This window comes from Pseudomonas sp. 57B-090624 (assembly GCF_003234055.1).
Classification (GTDB): domain Bacteria; phylum Pseudomonadota; class Gammaproteobacteria; order Pseudomonadales; family Pseudomonadaceae; genus Metapseudomonas; species Metapseudomonas tohonis.
This window is the reverse complement of the sequence record NZ_QKRU01000002.1, coordinates 164,844-181,673: the sequence shown is the minus strand read 5'-3', so window position 1 is coordinate 181,673 and position 16,830 is coordinate 164,844. Positions and strand designations below refer to the sequence as shown.

8 protein-coding genes are annotated in these 16,830 nt (G+C 66.7%); 4 read left to right on the top strand and 4 right to left on the bottom strand.

Translation table 11 applies throughout. The features are described from left to right. Window positions 1–11: 11 nt before the first annotated feature. The 3 genes from DMX10_RS01975 to DMX10_RS01965 all read left to right on the top strand — a co-directional run bounded on the left by DMX10_RS01975 (window position 12) and on the right by DMX10_RS01965 (window position 10,094). Entirely contained in the window at window positions 12–9,056 is a 9,045-nt protein-coding gene (locus tag DMX10_RS01975; RefSeq protein ID WP_218281305.1) for a DUF5801 repeats-in-toxin domain-containing protein, read from the top strand. A 77-nt stretch (window positions 9,057–9,133) separates the two neighbouring features. Next, window positions 9,134–9,472: a tryptophan synthase subunit beta gene (locus DMX10_RS01970; RefSeq protein WP_111259521.1), complete on the top strand. Its 339-nt coding sequence runs from the start codon at window positions 9,134–9,136 to the stop codon at window positions 9,470–9,472. 280 nt (window positions 9,473–9,752) lie between these two features. Further along, window positions 9,753–10,094: a hydrolase gene (locus tag DMX10_RS01965; RefSeq protein WP_236205388.1), complete on the top strand. Its 342-nt coding sequence runs from the start codon at window positions 9,753–9,755 to the stop codon at window positions 10,092–10,094. A gap of 656 nt (window positions 10,095–10,750) precedes the next feature. Here the strand turns inward: DMX10_RS01965 and lapD are convergent. From lapD to DMX10_RS01945, 4 genes are all read right to left on the bottom strand, one after another. Next, entirely contained in the window at window positions 10,751–12,706 is a 1,956-nt protein-coding gene (gene lapD, locus DMX10_RS01960; protein WP_111259519.1) for a cyclic di-GMP receptor LapD, read from the bottom strand. 3 nt (window positions 12,707–12,709) lie between these two features. Then, window positions 12,710–13,396: a cysteine protease LapG gene (gene lapG / locus DMX10_RS01955; protein ID WP_021221131.1), complete on the bottom strand. Its 687-nt coding sequence runs from the start codon at window positions 13,394–13,396 to the stop codon at window positions 12,710–12,712. An 84-nt stretch (window positions 13,397–13,480) separates the two neighbouring features. Further along, the gene (locus tag DMX10_RS01950; protein WP_111259518.1) at window positions 13,481–13,882 is read right to left on the bottom strand and encodes a YbaN family protein; all 402 of its coding nucleotides are present in this window, start codon (window positions 13,880–13,882) and stop codon (window positions 13,481–13,483) included. A 13-nt stretch (window positions 13,883–13,895) separates the two neighbouring features. Beyond that, window positions 13,896–14,480: a YecA family protein gene (locus DMX10_RS01945; protein WP_111259517.1), complete on the bottom strand. Its 585-nt coding sequence runs from the start codon at window positions 14,478–14,480 to the stop codon at window positions 13,896–13,898. 136 nt (window positions 14,481–14,616) lie between these two features. On the opposite strand from DMX10_RS01945, the gene recQ reads away from it, so the two are divergent. Beyond that, window positions 14,617–16,749: a DNA helicase RecQ gene (recQ, locus tag DMX10_RS01940; protein WP_111259516.1), complete on the top strand. Its 2,133-nt coding sequence runs from the start codon at window positions 14,617–14,619 to the stop codon at window positions 16,747–16,749. Window positions 16,750–16,830 lie beyond the last annotated feature (81 nt).

Here is a 16,830-nt window from a genome sequence, read left to right as displayed (position 1 = left end):
TGCGTGCCATCGTGCACACGCCCAACACCGGGCCTGACCAGGCCACCGGCCTTGCCGCCGCCGACCTGGTGAAACTGGTGGCGACCATCACCGACAAGGACGGTGACGCCAGCAGCGCCAGCCTCAACCTGGGCAATGCCATCAGCTTCAAGGATGACGCCCCCAGCATCCGTGCCACGGCCATTCCCGCGGACAGCCTGCAGGTGGATGAAACCAACCTGCTCGGCAACGCCACCACCGACTTCAGCGGCGCGTTCATCAAGGCCTATGGCGCCGATGGCGCCGGCAGCACCACCTATGCCCTGGACGTGAAGTCCCCGGGCGCCGACAGCGGCCTGAAGGACACCGCCACCGGCAGCGACATCAAGCTGTTCCTGGAGAATGGCGAGGTGGTCGGCCGCGTGGGCGACCAGAATGGCGCGATCTCCTTCAAGCTCACCGTGGACGCCGACGGCAAGGTCTCCCTCGACCAGGTGCGTGCCATCGTCCATTCGCCGAACAGCGGCCCCGACCAGGAAAGCAGCCTGGGTGCGGCCGACCTGGTGAAACTGGTGGCGACCATCACCGACAAGGACGGTGACGCCAGCAGCGCCACCCTCAACCTGGGCAACGCCATCAGCTTCAAGGACGATGCGCCGACCATCAGTGCCGGCCAGGCCCAGGTGGGCAGCCTGCAGGTGGACGAGACCAACCTGGCGCTCAACGCCACCACCAGCTACAGCGGCGCCTTCACCGGCAACTACGGCGCCGATGGTGCCGGCAGCATCGGCTACAGCCTGGAGGTCAAGGCCCCGGGCGCCGACAGCGGCCTGAAGGACACCGCCAGCGGCAGCGACATCAAGCTCTATCTGGAAGGGGGTGAAGTGGTGGGCCGGGTGGGCGACCAGAGCGGCGCCATCGCCTTCAAGGTCACGGTGGACGCTTCCGGCAACGTCACCCTCGATCAGGTGCGTGCCATCGTGCACACGCCCAACACCGGGCCTGACCAGGCCACCGGCCTTGCCGCCGCCGACCTGGTGAAACTGGTGGCGACCATCACCGACAAGGACGGTGACGCCAGCAGCGCCAGCCTCAATCTGGGTAGCGCTATCAGCTTCCGTGACGACGCCCCGACCATCAGCGCCGGCCAGGTCGAGTCCGGCAGCCTGCAGGTGGACGAAACCACCCTCGCCACCGATGCCACCCGTGACTTCAGCGGGGCCTTCACCGGCAGTTACGGCAATGATGGCGCGGGCACCACCACCTATGCCCTGGAGGTCAAGGCCGCAGGGGCCGACAGTGGCCTGAAGGACTCCGCCAGCGGCAGCGACATCAAGCTGTACCTGGAAGGCAACGCCGTGGTCGGCCGGGTCGGCGACCAGAGCGGTGCGATTTCCTTCAAGGTCACGGTGGATGCCGATGGCAAGGTCACCCTCGACCAGAAGCTGGCTGTGCTGCACACCCCCAACAGCGGCCCGGATCAGCCTACCGGCCTTGCCGCCGCCGACCTGGTGAAACTGGTGGCGACCATCACCGACAAGGACGGTGACGCCAGCAGTGCCAGCCTCAACCTGGGCAACGCCATCAGCTTCCGTGACGACGCGCCCAGCGCCGGCAACACCACCGCCACCGCCGTGCTCGACGACGAGGGCCTGTCCGGCGGCATCAATGGCGGCTCCGGCGATGTGGCCGGTGCCAGCACCAGCACCAGCGGGACGCTGAACTACAACGCCGGCAATGATGGGCTGAAGTCCATCGAGCTGACCGGGCCCACCAGCCTGGGCAGCGAGAGCGTGACCTCGACCTGGAACGCCTCGACCAACACCCTGACCATCAGCAGCGCCCGTGGCGACCTGATGACCGTGGTGCTGACCGACCCGGCCAGTGGCGCCTACACCGTCAACCTGCTCAAGCCGCTGATGCACCCGACCGCCGGCACCGAGGACAACATCACCCTCAACGTCGGCTACAAGGTGACCGACAAGGACGATGACGCAGCCACCGGCAGCCTGGCCGTGACCATCAACGACGACACCCCGACCATCCAGGTCGGCGCCCTGGACCTGAACTCCTCGGTGACCTTCGTCGGTACCTCGGCCGGCTACAGCAACAGCTATGGCTACTACATCAAGGGCGACGACGGCACCCCGCTCAGCGGCAAGGTGATCTGGGCCAACGTGCACGACCAGAGCGCCGGCGACAGCGCCGACATCAGCAGCCTGGACCCGGCGCATACCGGCTTCTTCATCATCCCCGACGGCGGCGCCAACGGCGGCCTGGCCAACGGCGCCGACGTCACCTTCCAGCTGGTGGGCGGCAAGTGGCAGGCCTTCATCGGCAGCACCCCGCTGACCGGCGCCGACGGTGCCAACGTGCTGTTCAGCGATGCCACCCTCAACCCCGGCGGCTCCCACCTGCAGGACACCGGTAGCGCCGGCAACCAGAACTGGGAGGACAAGACCGCCACCTCCGACTACGACTACAACGATGTCAGCACCACCGTCACCTGGGGCGCGACCCAGCAACTGCAGGTCGATGAGTCGAACCTGGCGCTGAACGCCACCGCCGACTTCAGTGGCCTGTTCAACGTCCAGCCGGGCGCCGATGGGCTGCAGAGCCTGGACTACAAGCTGACCGTGCAGAACGCCGACTCCGGCCTGGTGGATACCGCCAGCGGGCAGAACGTGGTGCTCAGCGTCAACGGTGCGGGCGTGGTCGAGGGCCGAACCGCCACCGGCAACGAACTGGTGTTCACCCTCACCGTCGGGGCGGACGGCAAGGTCACCCTTGACCAGCTCCGCGCCATCGTCCATCCGACCTCCGATGCGGACGAGGCCAAGTTCCTCGGCTCGGGCCACATCAGCCTGAGTGCCACCGTGACCGACAAGGACGGCGACACGGCCACCGGCAACCTGGACATCGGCAAGGTCATCAGCTTCAAGGATGACGGCCCGAGCGCCGGGACCAACCAGACGGTGCAACTGGACGACGACGCACGGCCCAATGGCATCCCTGGCGGCACGGGGGACGACGTCGATTCGCAGAACGCCACCGGCACCCTCAGCCACAGCTACGGCAACGACAACGCCGGCAGCATCAGCTGGGTCAACACCGGCGCCCCGGCCGGCTTCACCTACGAGACCTCGGGCAACAACCTGGTGATCAAGCAGGGCACCACCACCGTGTTGACGGTGACCCTGACCAACAGCCAGACCGGCGCCTACTCGGTGGTGCAGAACGCGCCGATCCACCACGCCGATGGCGACAACGAGAACAACCAGGCCTTCCAGCTCACCTACAAGGTCACCGACAAGGACGGTGACAGCGCCAACGGTACGCTGAACATCAACGTCGACGACGACACCCCGGTGGCGAAGAACGACGTGGCGACCGTGGGCGAGAGCGTAGCGCCGGACATCAACATGGTGTTCGTGCTGGACTTCAGCGGCAGTATCAGCAAGTCCGAACTCGGGCAGATGCTCGATGCCGTGAAGTCTGCTGCCCAGGCGCTGTTCACCGGTAACACCGGTGATGTGCAGATGCAGGTGGTGGCCTTCTCGGGAGACGCCAAGTCCTACGCGCCGGTGACCAGCTACGCGGCGTTCGAGAGCCTGATCAACTCCCTCGACCCGAACGAGCCCGGTGGCGTGCGCCCCTATGACGGCAACACCGACTTCACCGCCGCCATCGAGAAGACCATGGATGCCTTCAACCCGCTCCCGGGCTGGAACAACCAGGTCGTGTTCATCAGCGACGGCAATCCCAACGAGCAGACCCAGGGCGGCAATGCCCTGCTCAGCCAGACGGCGACGGACTGGCAGCAGTTCATCAACGACAACGGCATCAACGTCACCACCATCGGCATCGGTGACGGCATCGACAACGACAACCTGCAGGACGTCGACCTCGACGGCAGCGGCTCGCCCATCCTGATCGGGGACTTCTCCGACCTGGTGGACACCCTGCTCGACCAGGTCAGCACCGGCATGGTTTCCGGCAATGTGCTCAATGGCAGCGATGGCGTCGCCGGCACCGCCGACGACGACGGCTTCGGCGCCGATGGCAAGGGCGGCATCAAGTCCCTGACCGTCGATGGCGATGTCTATACCTGGAACGGCAGCAATGCCACCGCCCAGTTGAACATCACCACCGACCTGGGTGGCAAGCTGGCCTTCAACTTCGCCACCGGCGCCTGGAGCTACACCGCGCCGAGCGGGCTGACCGGCAACGCCGCCGAGCAGATCGGCTACACCATCGTCGATGCCGACGGTGACCCGTCCGACGCCACGCTGACCATCAATGTCACCGCCGCGAACGATGCACCGGTGGCGGTCAACGACACCTTCGGCACCAACGAAGACACCTCGGTGACCATCACCAGCGCCGGCCTGTTCGGCGCCGATGGCACCGGGCCGCTGAACGACCACGACGCGGACTCCAGCGCCTTCACCACCATCAAGGTGACCCAGCTGGCGAGCAACGGCGTGCTGCAGTTCAACGGCGCTGCGGTGACCCTGAACCAGGTGATCAGCATCGCCGACATCAACGCCGGCAAGCTGGTGTTCGTGCCCGATGGCAACGAGAACGGCGCGCCCTACGCGACCTTCAAGTACCAGGTCAGCGACGGCACCACCTACAGCAACGTGGCCACGGTGACCATCAACGTCGCCGCGGTGAACGATGCGCCGGTGGCGGTCAACGACACCTTCAACACTAACGAGGACACTGCGGTCACCATCACCGCCAGCGGCCTGTTCGGCAGTGACGGCACCGGCCCGACCAACGACAGCGATATCGATTCGGCTGCCTTCGACAACATCAAGGTGACCCAGCTGGCCACCGACGGTGTGCTCAAGCTCAACGGCGTGGCCGTGACCTTGAACCAGGTGATCACCCTCGCCGACATCAACGCCGGCAAGCTGGTGTTCGTGCCCGATGGCAACGAGAACGGCGCCCCCTACGCGACCTTCCAGTACCAGGTCAGCGACGGCAGCCTGTACAGCAACACCGCCACGGTGACCATCAACGTGGCCGCGGTGAACGATGCGCCGGTGGCGGTCAACGACACCTTCAGCACCACCGAGGACACCTCGGTGACCATCACCGCCGCCGGCCTGTTCGGCGCGGACGGCACCGGGCCGGACAACGACAGCGACGTGGACTCCAGCAGCTTCGCCAACATCAAGGTGACCCAGCTGGCGAGCAACGGCGTGCTGCAGTTGAACGGCGTGGCGGTGACGCTGAACCAGGTGATCAGCGCGGCCGACATCAACGCCGGCAAGCTGGTGTTCGTCCCGGACGGCAACGAGAACGGCACGCCTTATGCCACCTTCCAGTACCAGGTCAGCGACGGCAGCCTGTACAGCAACACCGCCACCGTGACCATCAACGTCTCGGCGGTGAACGACGCGCCGGTGGCGGTCAACGACACCTTCAGCACCACCGAAGACAATGCCGTGACCATCACCTCCACCGGGCTGTTCGGCGCCGACGGCACCGGGCCGCTGAACGACAGCGACGTCGATTCCGGCAGCTTCACCGACATCAAGGTGACCCAGCTGGCCACCGACGGCGTGCTCAAGCTCAACGGCGTGGCGGTGACCCTGAACCAGGTGATCAGCATCGCCGATATCAATGCCGGCAAGCTGGTGTTCGTGCCGGACGGCAACGAGAACGGCGCGCCCTATGCCACCTTCCAGTACCAGGTGAGCGACGGCAGCCTCTATAGCAACACGGCCACGGTCACCATCAACGTCACGGCGGTGAACGATGCGCCGCTGCTCGACCTGGACGGCAACGACAGCGCCGGTGTGGTGGGTACGGGTTACCAGACCACCTACACCGAAGGCACTGCTGCGGTGGCCATCGCCGATATCGACACCCTGGTGACCGATATCGACAACAGCACCATCGCCTCGGCCAAGGTCGTGTTGACCAACGCCCAGGCGGGTGACGTGCTGACCGCCACCGGCCTGCCGAGCGGCATCACCGGCGTGGTGGATACCAGCGTCGCCGGCAAGATCACCGTCACCCTCACCGGGGTCGCCACCAAGGCGGCCTACGAGACGGCGATCGAGACGATCCGCTACTCCAGTACCAGCACCAACCCGAGCACCACGCCGCGCAACGTGACGGTGGTGGTCAACGACGGCGTGACCGACTCCAACACCGCGCAGACCACCATCAAGGTGGTGGCCGTGGACAACGGCCCGGACGCCAAGAACGATGTCGCCAACGTGGTCGAAGGCCATGGCCAGGACTTCAACGTGGTCTTCGTCCTCGACTTCAGCGGCAGCATCGACAACACCGAGCTCAACCAGATGCTCACGGCGGTCCAGCAGGCGGGGGCCGAGCTGTTCGACGGCACCTCGGGGCACGTGCAGCTGCAGATCGTGGCGTTCTCCTCGACCGCCACGTCCTACGCACCCGTCACCAGCGTCGAGGCCTTCAGCTCGCTGATCGACAGCCTCAACCCGGCGGCCGGCGGGGTCCGTCCGTTCGACGGCAACACCGACTTCACGGCGGGTATCCAGCAGACCATGAGTGCCTATACCCCGGTCCCGGGGTGGAGCAACCAGGTCGTGTTCATCAGTGACGGCAACCCCAATGAGCAGACCGGTACCGGCGGCAACTCGCTGACCGATGCCACGGCGACGGCCTGGAACACCTTCGTCGACAGCAACGGCATCAACGTCACCACGGTGGGCATCGGCGACGGCATCAACAATGCCCGCCTGCAGGATGTCGACCTCGATGGCCAGGGCTCGCCGCTCAACGTGGCCGGCTTCGGCCAACTGGTGGACGCGCTGCTCGGCCAGGTGGTCGGTGGCGACGTATCGGGCAACGTGCTCTGGGGCAGCGATGGCGTCAATGGCACGGCGGATGACGACAGCTACGGGGTGGACGGTGCCGGCTACATCAAGTCGATCACCATCGGCAGTGTCACCTACACCTGGAACGGCACCTCGACCATCACCCCGAGCAGCGGCTCGCCGATTGCCGGCAGCGTGCTGACCGGTATCGAGACGCCGCAACACGGCAAGCTGACCTTCAACTTCGCCACCGGTGCGTGGAGCTACGTGGCGCCCGACGGGCTCACCAGCAACCTCACCGAGCAGTTCGGCTACAGCCTGGTGGATTCCGATGGCACCACCGACACCGCGACCCTCACGGTCAACGTGGTCGACGCCAACAGCCCGCCGGCCGGTGCGGACGCGACCCTCAGCCTGCTGGAGGATGCCAGCCACGTGCTGAGCGCAAGCAGCTTCGGCTTCTCCGATGCCGAGGGCGACAGCCTGGCTGCCGTGAAGATCACCACCCTGCCCACCGCCGGCCAGCTCACCCTGAACGGCAGCGCGATCAGTGCCGGGACCACCGTCTCGGTGGCGGACATCAATGCCGGCAAGCTGGTCTTCACCCCGGCGGCGAATGCCAGCGGCACCGGCTACGCCACGTTCACCTTCCAGGTGCAGGACGATGGCGGCACCGCCAACGGCGGGGTCAACCTCGACCCGAACCCCAACACCCTCACCTTCAACGTCACCGCGGTGAACGATGCGCCGGTGCTGGGTGGCCTGGGCGGTACGCTGAACTACACCGAGAACGCGGGCGTTAAGATCATCGACAGCAGCGTCACGCTGAGCGATGTCGACTCGCCGAACTTCAACGGTGGCTCGCTGGTGGTGGCCTTCACCGCCAACGGCACGGCGGCCGACCAGCTGTCGGTGGTCAACCAGGGCACCGGTAGCGGCCAGCTCAACGTGAGCGGCAGCAACCTGCGCCTCGGCTCCACCACCATCGGCACCATCGCCGGCGGGACCAACGGCAGCAGCCTGACGATCAACTTCACCAACAACCTGGCGACCCTCGCCGTGGTCCAGGCGCTGATCCAGCAGATCGCCTACGCCAACACCTCCGACAACCCGTCCACCCTGGACCGTACCCTCAGCTTCACCGTCAAGGATGGCGACGGCACCGCCAACGGTGGCCTCGACAGCGCCTCGGCCATCGCCTACGTGCACCTCAATGCCGTGAACGATGCGCCGGTCGCCAACGCCGACCACGTGGTGGCCTACAACGCCTCGGTGGTGGTGCCGGACTGGGCACTGCTGTGGAACGACAGCGATGCGGACAGCAATGTCCTTTCGCTGAACAGCGTCGGCGGTGCCAGCAGCGGTTCGGTTTCCCATAGCGGCAGCGGGCTGGCGGGCACCACCAGCTTCACCGACAGCGGTTCGGTGGGCGGCTCGTTCACCTACACCACCAAGGACGAGCAGGGGGCGGTCAGCAGCTCCGGTGCGGTCGAGGTCGACCGGGACAACAGCGGCACGATCGGCAGTTCGGGTGACAGCAGCGACCAGATCGTCATCGACAACAGCGCGCTGGGCAACACGCTCGCCGGTGGCAGTGGCAATGACGTGCTGATCGGCGGGGTCGGCAATGACACCCTCAACGGCAACAACGGCAACGACCTGCTGGTAGGGGGCGCCGGTGACGACGCGCTCAACGGCGGCGGCGGGATCGACACCGCCAGCTACGTCGACGCCACCTCGGGGGTGACGGTGAGCCTGGCATCGGCTGCTGCGCAGAACACCGGCGGTGCGGGCACCGACACCTTGTCGGGGATCGAGAACCTGATCGGCTCCAACTTCGGCGATGTGCTCACCGGCAACTCCGGGGACAACACGCTGAGCGGGCTGGCGGGCAACGACACCCTGATCGGCAACGGTGGCAACGACATCCTCAGCGGCGGCGACGGGGCCGACACCTTCAAGTGGCTGGCGGGCGAGACGGGGCTGACCCATATCACCGACTTCACCAAGGGTGTGGATTCGCTGGACCTGTCGCAGCTGCTCTCCGGTGAACACGCCAACCTGGGCAGCCTGAGCCAGTACCTGACCTTCAGCTTCGGGGCCAGCACCACCATCACGGTGGACTCCAATGGCGGCAGTGCCGGGGCGGCGGGCCCGACCATCGTGCTCGACGGCATCAACCTGCAGACCTCCTACGGGGTGGCGGATGCCGGCGGTGTGATCTCCGGCATGCTGGGCGATGGCACGTTGAAGGTTGACGTCTAAGCTCTGTAAACGAGGCGGCCCGCCACCTTTCCGGGTGGCGGGCCTTTTTTATGCGGATTCGCTGGGGAGAGCAGTCCATGGTGTACGTACAGCGTGATGAGCGGGGCCGGGTGCTGCGGGTCGAGTCGGAGCCTTTCGAGCACATGACCCACAGCATGCCGGCCGCGGATCCGGAGGTGCAGAGCTGGCTGGCCAGCCGTTCGCTGCACGAGCACCTGATGTCGCTGCAGCATTCCGACCTGGAGCTGGTGCGGGTGATCGAGGACCTGGTCAGCGTCCTCGTCGACCGTGGCGTGATGCGCTACACCGACCTGCCCGAGGCCGCGCGCAACAAGCTCCAGCACCGTGCCCAGGCCCGTGCCCAGGTGGAAGGGCTGGGCAGCCTGGTGCAGGACGAGGGGCGTTTGCCGTATTGAGCCACGGTCGCCGTGGGGCGGTGCCCATGCGCGAAAGGGCTTGGACGGGTGCCTGGGTCCATCGCGGTTGAAACCGCTCCCACGGGCTTTTTCTTCCTGAAATGAATGGCAAAGGATAAAGCCCCGGAGGCGACAGAACCGGCGCCTGCCGTTGCGTTCTATTGCGCGACGGCTCCTCGGTTCACCGAGGGTGACCCGGGTTGCGGCCGTCATGTCCTCTTCAGGAGCGATACGCGAGATGGCGACAAAAGCGGGTGTCTTCACCAGACGAGTGTTGGGCGTGCTTTTGACCGTGGTGGCGCTTGGGGCGGTGACGGCCCAGGCGGTGGATTACGACCTGGATAACGATGGCTATCGTGATGCCCAGTTCGGTGGCAGCGACCACGACCTGGACAACGATGGTTATCGCGACGCGCAGTTCGGCGGCAGTGACCACGACCTGGACAACGACGGCTATCGCGATGCCGAGTTCGGTGGCAGCGACCATGACCAGGACAATGACGGTTACCGCGATGCGCAGTTCGGCGGCAGTGATCATGATCTGGACAACGACGGCTACCGTGATGCCCAGTTCGGTGGCAGTGACCATGACAGCGACAACGACACCAACCGTGACGATTAACCGGCTCCACCCGTAACGAGAACGCCCGCAGATGCGGGCGTTTTCTTTTGCGGACGGCCTGGTGGGCTGAAGCCCACCCTGGGTTGTGGGAGCGAATTCATTGGCTCTGTCGGCGTTAGCTGTTGTGGTTTTAATGCAGGCGCTCAAGCACGACCCTTTCCGGGCGCCCAAGGGTTCGTGCCACCGCCACCCCATGGGTTTCGCTTCGCTCTACACCATCCTACGAAAGCCTGTGCGCACCACGTGGCGATGCGCTGGACGAAAAAAGTTGGAGCAGCCGCCAACGCCCCTCCAGGAGGCCGAACGCAGTCGTTGCGCCGGGGGACGAACGGCATGGTTGCCGCGAGAGGCGCGCCAGGCCATGGATGGCCCATCGCGCCGGCCCCCAGAGCAACGATGGAGTGAGGGAACCCGACGCAGTCGGGCCGGATGATGGGGCAAGCCCTTTTGGTTCCTTTTCTGGCGACTGAGAAAAGGGACTCGCCCGGGTGGGCGAAACCAGAAACATCACCAGAGCTCGGCAATCAGCTGGGCTCAAATCCTCTAGCAACACTTAACGCAGACATAGCCAATTCATTCGCGAAAAGGGCTGGGCCGGGTGCCTGGGCTTTCGCGGTTGAAACCGCTCCCACGGGTGCGCCGCCGGCCAACCTTCATCAGGCCTGGGTTTCGCTCCAGGGGGCGGGTGGCCCGATGAGGCGGCCCATGGCGCCCTGGATGCCCAGCTCGCCGAGCACGGCCAGTTCGCCCTGGGTTTCCACCATCTCGGCGATCAGCGGCAGGTCGATGCTGTTGGTGGCGCGGAACATCGCCTCGATGAACACGCGCTTGTCGTTTTCCTGGTCGATGGCGCGGATGTAGGTGCCGTCGATCTTCAGGTAGGCCAACCCCAGGTGGGTGAGGTTGCCGATCAGGCTGAAGCGCCCGCCGAAGTGTTGCAGGCCGAGGTGGAAGCCGGCTTCGCGCACGGCCTGGCTGAGTTTCTCCAGTGCGGCCGGCGGGGGCAGGAAGCGTTCGTCCACTTCCAGGGTCATCAGGTCCGCGTGCTGCGGGTGCTCGCGCAGCATGGCGAGCAGGCGCTCCTGGCTCTCGGGTTCGCGCAGGGTGGCGGCGGACAGGCTCAGGGCCAGCGGCTCGGGGTGCCGGTCGAGGTGGGCGAGGGTGTGTTCGAGCATCGCCAGGTCGAAGCGCGCGGCCCAGCCCAGGCGCTCGATCCAGGGCAGGAAGCGCCCGGCGGCGACCGCCTCGCCCTGCGGGTCGAGCAGCCGCGCGAGGACCTTGCGGTGCAGCAGCCTGGTGGGGTCGGCACATTCGGCCACGGGCTGGAAGTAGAGCTGCAGCTTGCCCTGCTGCAGGGCTTCGTCGATCCAGGCGCGCCAGCTGTGCAGGCCCTGGTTGGGCGCGGCCTGGTAGTCGTCGAGGCGCTCCCAGGGGTGCGCCGGGTTGCTTTGCGCCTGGGCCAGGGCCTGGTCGGCGCGGCCTATGACGCTGGCGGCGTCCTCGCCGGGACGGAAGGCGGCGATGCCCAGGTGGGCCACCGGGGTGCAGTCGCTGGCGCCGGTGCCGCGCAGGCTTTCCAGGGCGTCGCTGAGGCTCTGGGCGAGGCGGTCGGCGTCTTCGTTGTCCAGGCCGGGGGCGAGCAGGGTGAATTCGCCGCCGCGGCTGCGGGCGGCCAGCCAGTCGGGGTTGCCGCGCTCCTCCACCCGCTTCTTCAGGAGTTCGCCGATCGCGCCGATCAGGGCGTCGGTGCGCTGGCCGCCGAGGCGCTGGTTGAGGCCGCCCAGGTCATTGACCCGCAGCAGCAGCAGGTAGCCGGCGGCGTTCTGCTCGGCCACGGCCAGCTGGTTGCCCAGGCGGATGTCGAACTGGCGGCGGTTGGCCAGGCCCGTGAGGCTGTCCTGGTAGGCCTCCTCGCGCAGCTTCTCGCTGCGCGCGGCCTCTTCGGCGAACAGGGTCTTGAGCTTGTCGACCATCTGGTTCATGGCCAGCACCACGCGCTTGAGTTCGGGTGTGCGCGGCACCCGGGGCAGGGTGAGGAACTCGCGGCGGCTGATGGCCTGGGCCTGCTGCACCATGTTGTCCAGCGGGCGCAGCTGGGTGCGCAGGAGGAAGCCGCCGAGCACGGCGCTGACCAGGCCGCAGAGCAGCAGCCAGAGGAGGCTGCCGATGGCGCTGTCCCACAGCTTGGCCAGGGCGAATTGCGGGTGGCTGAGCACCTCGACCCGCGCGGCCTGCTCCCAGCCGCGCATGATCAGGGCGTCGCCGCCCTGGGCACGCAGGTCGACCAGTTTCACGAACCAGGCGGGCACCTTGTCCGAGGTCGGGTCGGCCTGGCGTTCGACGATGACCTTTTCGTCGGCGATGTTGACCACGCGGATGCGGGCGAAGTAGCCGCTGTCGAAGATGGAGCTGACCATCAGCTCGATCATCGCCGGGTCGTCCACGTGGGGCGTCATGGACAGGGCGAGGGCGGTGGCGGCGTCCTGGGCGTGGGAGCGCAACTGGCTGCGTAGCTGTTCCCGGGAGCTTTCCACCCCGGCGAGGAAGCTGCCGGTGAAGGCCACCACCAGGAACAGGCAGATCGCCAGAAACAGCTGCTTGAGTAACGACATCGTCTATCCCTCTCCAATGGCGAAGCCTTCGGCGCGCATCTTTTGCAGGATGTCCTGCCAGCGCGAAAGCTTCTTGCTGTCACCACTGCGCTTGCCGGCGGTGTACAGGCCTTCGGCGTTGAAGGCGTACACGGGCAGCAGGTCCTTGCGTTGCGAGGCCGGCCTTATTTCGCCGATCAGGTTGTCCAGCACCAGCGGGTCCGAGCTGGGGCTGGCGTAGTAGGTGAGCACCATGTGCGCCTGGTTGTAGTTGAGCGCCTTGACGTAGGTGATGCGCAGCTTCTCGGACGGGATGCCGAGCCGGCGCAGGGTGAAGTACTTGGCGATGGAGTAGTCCTCGCAGTCGCCGGCGCCCTTGACCAGGGCTTCGACGGGGGTGGCCCAGTAGTCGTTCTGGCCCCAGTTGCGCTGGTCGTCGACGAAGCGCAGCTGGCGATTGAAGAAGCGATTGACGGCGGCGAGCTTGTCTTTCTCCGGCAATGCGCCGCTGCCGTCGATCAGCACGCTCCAGGCTTCGATGCGTTCCTTGGCGGTGCCGAGGCTGCCGTAGCGCTTCTGCGCGTTTTGCAGGATCAGGCCGAAATCCCAGTTGGCGGCGACCGCCGAGACCAGCAGGCAGGCGAGCAGGGCCAGCCACGTCGTCCGTGGCCGTCCTTGCTTCGCTTTCGCACGCCGCCCTAGCCGCATCATCAGGGTCTCCGCCCTTGGATCAGTGCAGTCTAGGTGGTGGTCGGGCTTTTTGCCGGTGGGCTCGAAGGATGTTGCGGGGTGGGCTCAGTCGCGCCCCAGGGTCTTCTGGCGAAGGATGTAGAGGGTGACCAGCACGGCGCTGGTGAGCATGAAGCCGCGCGCCCAGGGCAGGGGCACGAGGTAGCAGGAGAAGGCGATGCTGATCCACATCAGGCCGATGGCGTAGACCTTGCCCTTGAGCGGGATGCCGTTGCCTTCGAGGTAGTCCCTGATCCAGGGGCCGAGATGCCTGTGGTTGACCAGCCAGAGGTAGAAGCGCCGCGAGCTGCGCACGAAGCAGGCGGCGGCGAGGAGGAGGAAGGGCGTGGTCGGCAATACCGGCAGGAAGATGCCGATCACGCCCAGGGCGACGGCGAGCCAGCCGACCACCAGCAGTACGTAGCGCACTGCCGGGCTGCGGCTCTGGCGGATGTCACCGTGCGCCATCAGCGCGACCGTCTCAGTGACGCGGCTTGAGCAGGGCGGGCTTTTCTTCCGGGGCGTTGCACAGCAGGAACAGGGCGGTCAGCAGCTCGGGGATCTGCTCGATCATCTCGTCGACCAGGTTGCGATCGGCGGCGATATCGGCGAATTCGGGCTGTTCGTCGAACAGGCCGGAACCGACCATGATCGGCAGCAGCAGCTCGCTGACTTCCTCTTCGGCGTCTTCGAACCACACGGATTCGCGCAGGAACACGCCTTCCATGAAGCCGATGCACCAGCCGCGCAGGTCGGAATCATCCGGGTCGTCGCCCAGGTCGAGGTCGCAGGGCATCTCCGGGTCTTCGTCGCTGGCCAGCTGGCGGGCGATGTGGGCCTTGAGCAGCAGCAGGGTGGCTTCGATCTCCTCGCGCTCGGCGTCGCTGCGGTAGTGCGGCGGCTCGGCGAACAGGGCGTCGATCCACTCGCGCTCCGGAACCTGGTCCGGGCAGATGCACAGGGCGGTCAGGTAGCCATGGGCGGCCACGTAGTCCAGGGCTTCTTCGTGCAGGTCATCGGCATCGAGGAAGGCTTGCAGGCGGGACAGTTGCTCAGCGAAGGACATCGTGGGACTACCTTGAGGAATAAACGAGGGTGGATTCTAGTCGAGTGGAAGGCCCGCGGCAAAAGCGACCCCGATGGGCGAGGGCTTCCTCGGGCGTTTGCTGTCGTATAATGCGCGGCTTCCTTCGGAGACCCGCATGCTCGACCACGCCCAGCGCATCCTCAAAGACGTATTCGGCTACGACGCCTTCCGCGGCCACCAGGCGGCGATCATCGACCGCGTGGCCAAGGGCGGCGATGTGCTGGTGCTGATGCCCACCGGCGGCGGCAAGTCCCTGTGCTTCCAGGTGCCGGCGCTGATGCGCGACGGATTGGCGGTGGTGGTTTCGCCGCTGATCGCACTGATGGAGGACCAGGTCGCCACCCTCGACGAGCTCGGCGTGGCCGCCGTGGCGCTGAACTCCACCCTGAGCAACGACGAGCAGCGCGATATCGCCGACCGCATCCGCCGGGGCGAGATCAAGATGCTCTACCTGGCGCCGGAGCGCCTGGTGCAGCCGCGCATGCTGGCCTTCCTGCAGAACCTGGACATCGCTCTGTTCGCCATCGACGAAGCCCACTGCGTATCCCAGTGGGGGCACGATTTCCGTCCGGAATACCTGCAGCTGGGCCAGCTCGCCGAGCTGTTCCCCGAGGTGCCGCGCATCGCCCTGACCGCCACGGCGGACATGCGCACCCGCGAGGAGATCGTGCAGCGCCTGCACCTGCAGAACGCCGAGCGCTTCCTGTCGAGCTTCGACCGGCCGAACATCTTCTACCGCATCGTCGCCAAGGACAGCCCGCGCAAGCAGTTGCTGTCCTTCCTCACCGAGCGCCGTGGCGACGCCGGCATCGTCTATTGCCTGTCGCGCAAGAAGGTCGATGAGGTCGCCGCCTTCCTTTCCGAGCAGGGCTACCCGGCGCTGCCGTACCACGCGGGCCTGCCCAGCGACCTGCGTGCCTACCACCAGAAGCGCTTCCTCAACGAGGAGGGGCTGATCATGGTGGCGACCATCGCCTTCGGCATGGGCATCGACAAGCCCAACGTGCGCTTCGTCGCCCACCTCGACCTGCCCAAGTCCCTGGAGGCCTATTACCAGGAGACCGGCCGTGCCGGCCGTGACGGCCTGCCCGCCGATGCCTGGATGGCATACGGCCTGCAGGACGTGCTGCTGCTCAAGCAGATGCTCAACAATTCCGAGGGCGACGAGCGCCACAAGCGCATCGAGCAGCACAAGCTCGACGCCATGCTGGCGCTGTGCGAGGAGATCCGCTGCCGCCGCCAGGCGTTGCTGGCCTATTTCGACGAGGAACTGCCGCAGCCCTGCGGGCATTGCGACATCTGCGTCGACGGCGTGCAGACCTGGGACGCCACCGAACCCGCGCGCCAGGCGCTCTCGGCCATCTACCGCAGCGGCCAGCGCTACGGCGTCGGCCATCTGGTCGACCTGCTGCTGGGCCGCGACAACGAGAAGGTCCGCGCCGCCGGCCACCAGCACCTGTCGGTCTTCGGCGTGGGCAAGGCGCTGTCCGAAGGCGAATGGCGCACGCTGTTCCGCCAGCTGGTCGCCCGTGGCCTGGCGGATGTCGACCTCGACGGCTTCGGCGGCCTGCGCCTGACCGATGCCTGCCGCCCGCTGCTGCGCGGCGAGGTGAGCCTGCAACTGCGTCGCGATCTCTCGACCAAGGCGCCCAAGCCGGCGGCCAGTGCCGCCAGCCAGCTGGTGCGTGGCGAGGAGCGCGAGCAGTGGGAGGCCCTGCGCGCCCTGCGCCGCAAGCTGGCCGAGGAGCACAGCGTGCCGCCCTATGTGATCTTCCCCGACGCCACCCTGCTGGAGATGCTGCGCAGCAAGCCCGGCACCCTGGCGGAAATGGCACGGGTCAGCGGCGTCGGTGCGCGCAAGCTGGAGCGCTACGGCGAGGCCTTCCTCGAAGTGCTCAACGGCGGAGCCGACGCCGCGCCGGCGCCGCGCGCGGTGGCCGACCTGCGTCACGAACTGGTCAGCCTGGCCCGTGCGGGCATGACCCCGGCGCAGATCGCGCGCCAGCTCGACTGCACCGAGAAGAACGTCTATTCGCTGCTGGCCGAGGCCATCAGCGAGCAGCAGTTGAGCCTGGAACAGGCGCTGGACCTGCCCGAGGAGATGCTCGGTGCGGTGCAGGACGCCTTCCTCGATGGCGAGGGCGAGCTGCCCAGCGTCGCCGAGGTGGCCGAAATGCTCGGCGGCAAGGTCCCCGATGGCGTGCTCCACTGCGTGCGTGCCGCGCTGCAGGCCGAGTTCGAGTCCTGAGGCCGCCGTCACGGGGGCGCCGCATAAGACGCGCCCGACGACTTGTGGCGGATTCCGCCTGCTACTAATGTGCACCTAGGC

Coding starts and splice junctions, on each gene's coding strand:
- DMX10_RS01950 (WP_111259518.1), bottom strand. CDS start 13,882: ATGGCGCACGGTGACATCCGCCAGAGCCGCAGCCCGGCAGTGCGCTAC.
- DMX10_RS01970 (WP_111259521.1), top strand. CDS start 9,134: ATGGTGTACGTACAGCGTGATGAGCGGGGCCGGGTGCTGCGGGTCGAG.
- DMX10_RS01945 (WP_111259517.1), bottom strand. CDS start 14,480: ATGTCCTTCGCTGAGCAACTGTCCCGCCTGCAAGCCTTCCTCGATGCC.
- recQ (WP_111259516.1), top strand. CDS start 14,617: ATGCTCGACCACGCCCAGCGCATCCTCAAAGACGTATTCGGCTACGAC.
- lapD (WP_111259519.1), bottom strand. CDS start 12,706: ATGTCGTTACTCAAGCAGCTGTTTCTGGCGATCTGCCTGTTCCTGGTG.
- lapG (WP_021221131.1), bottom strand. CDS start 13,396: ATGATGCGGCTAGGGCGGCGTGCGAAAGCGAAGCAAGGACGGCCACGG.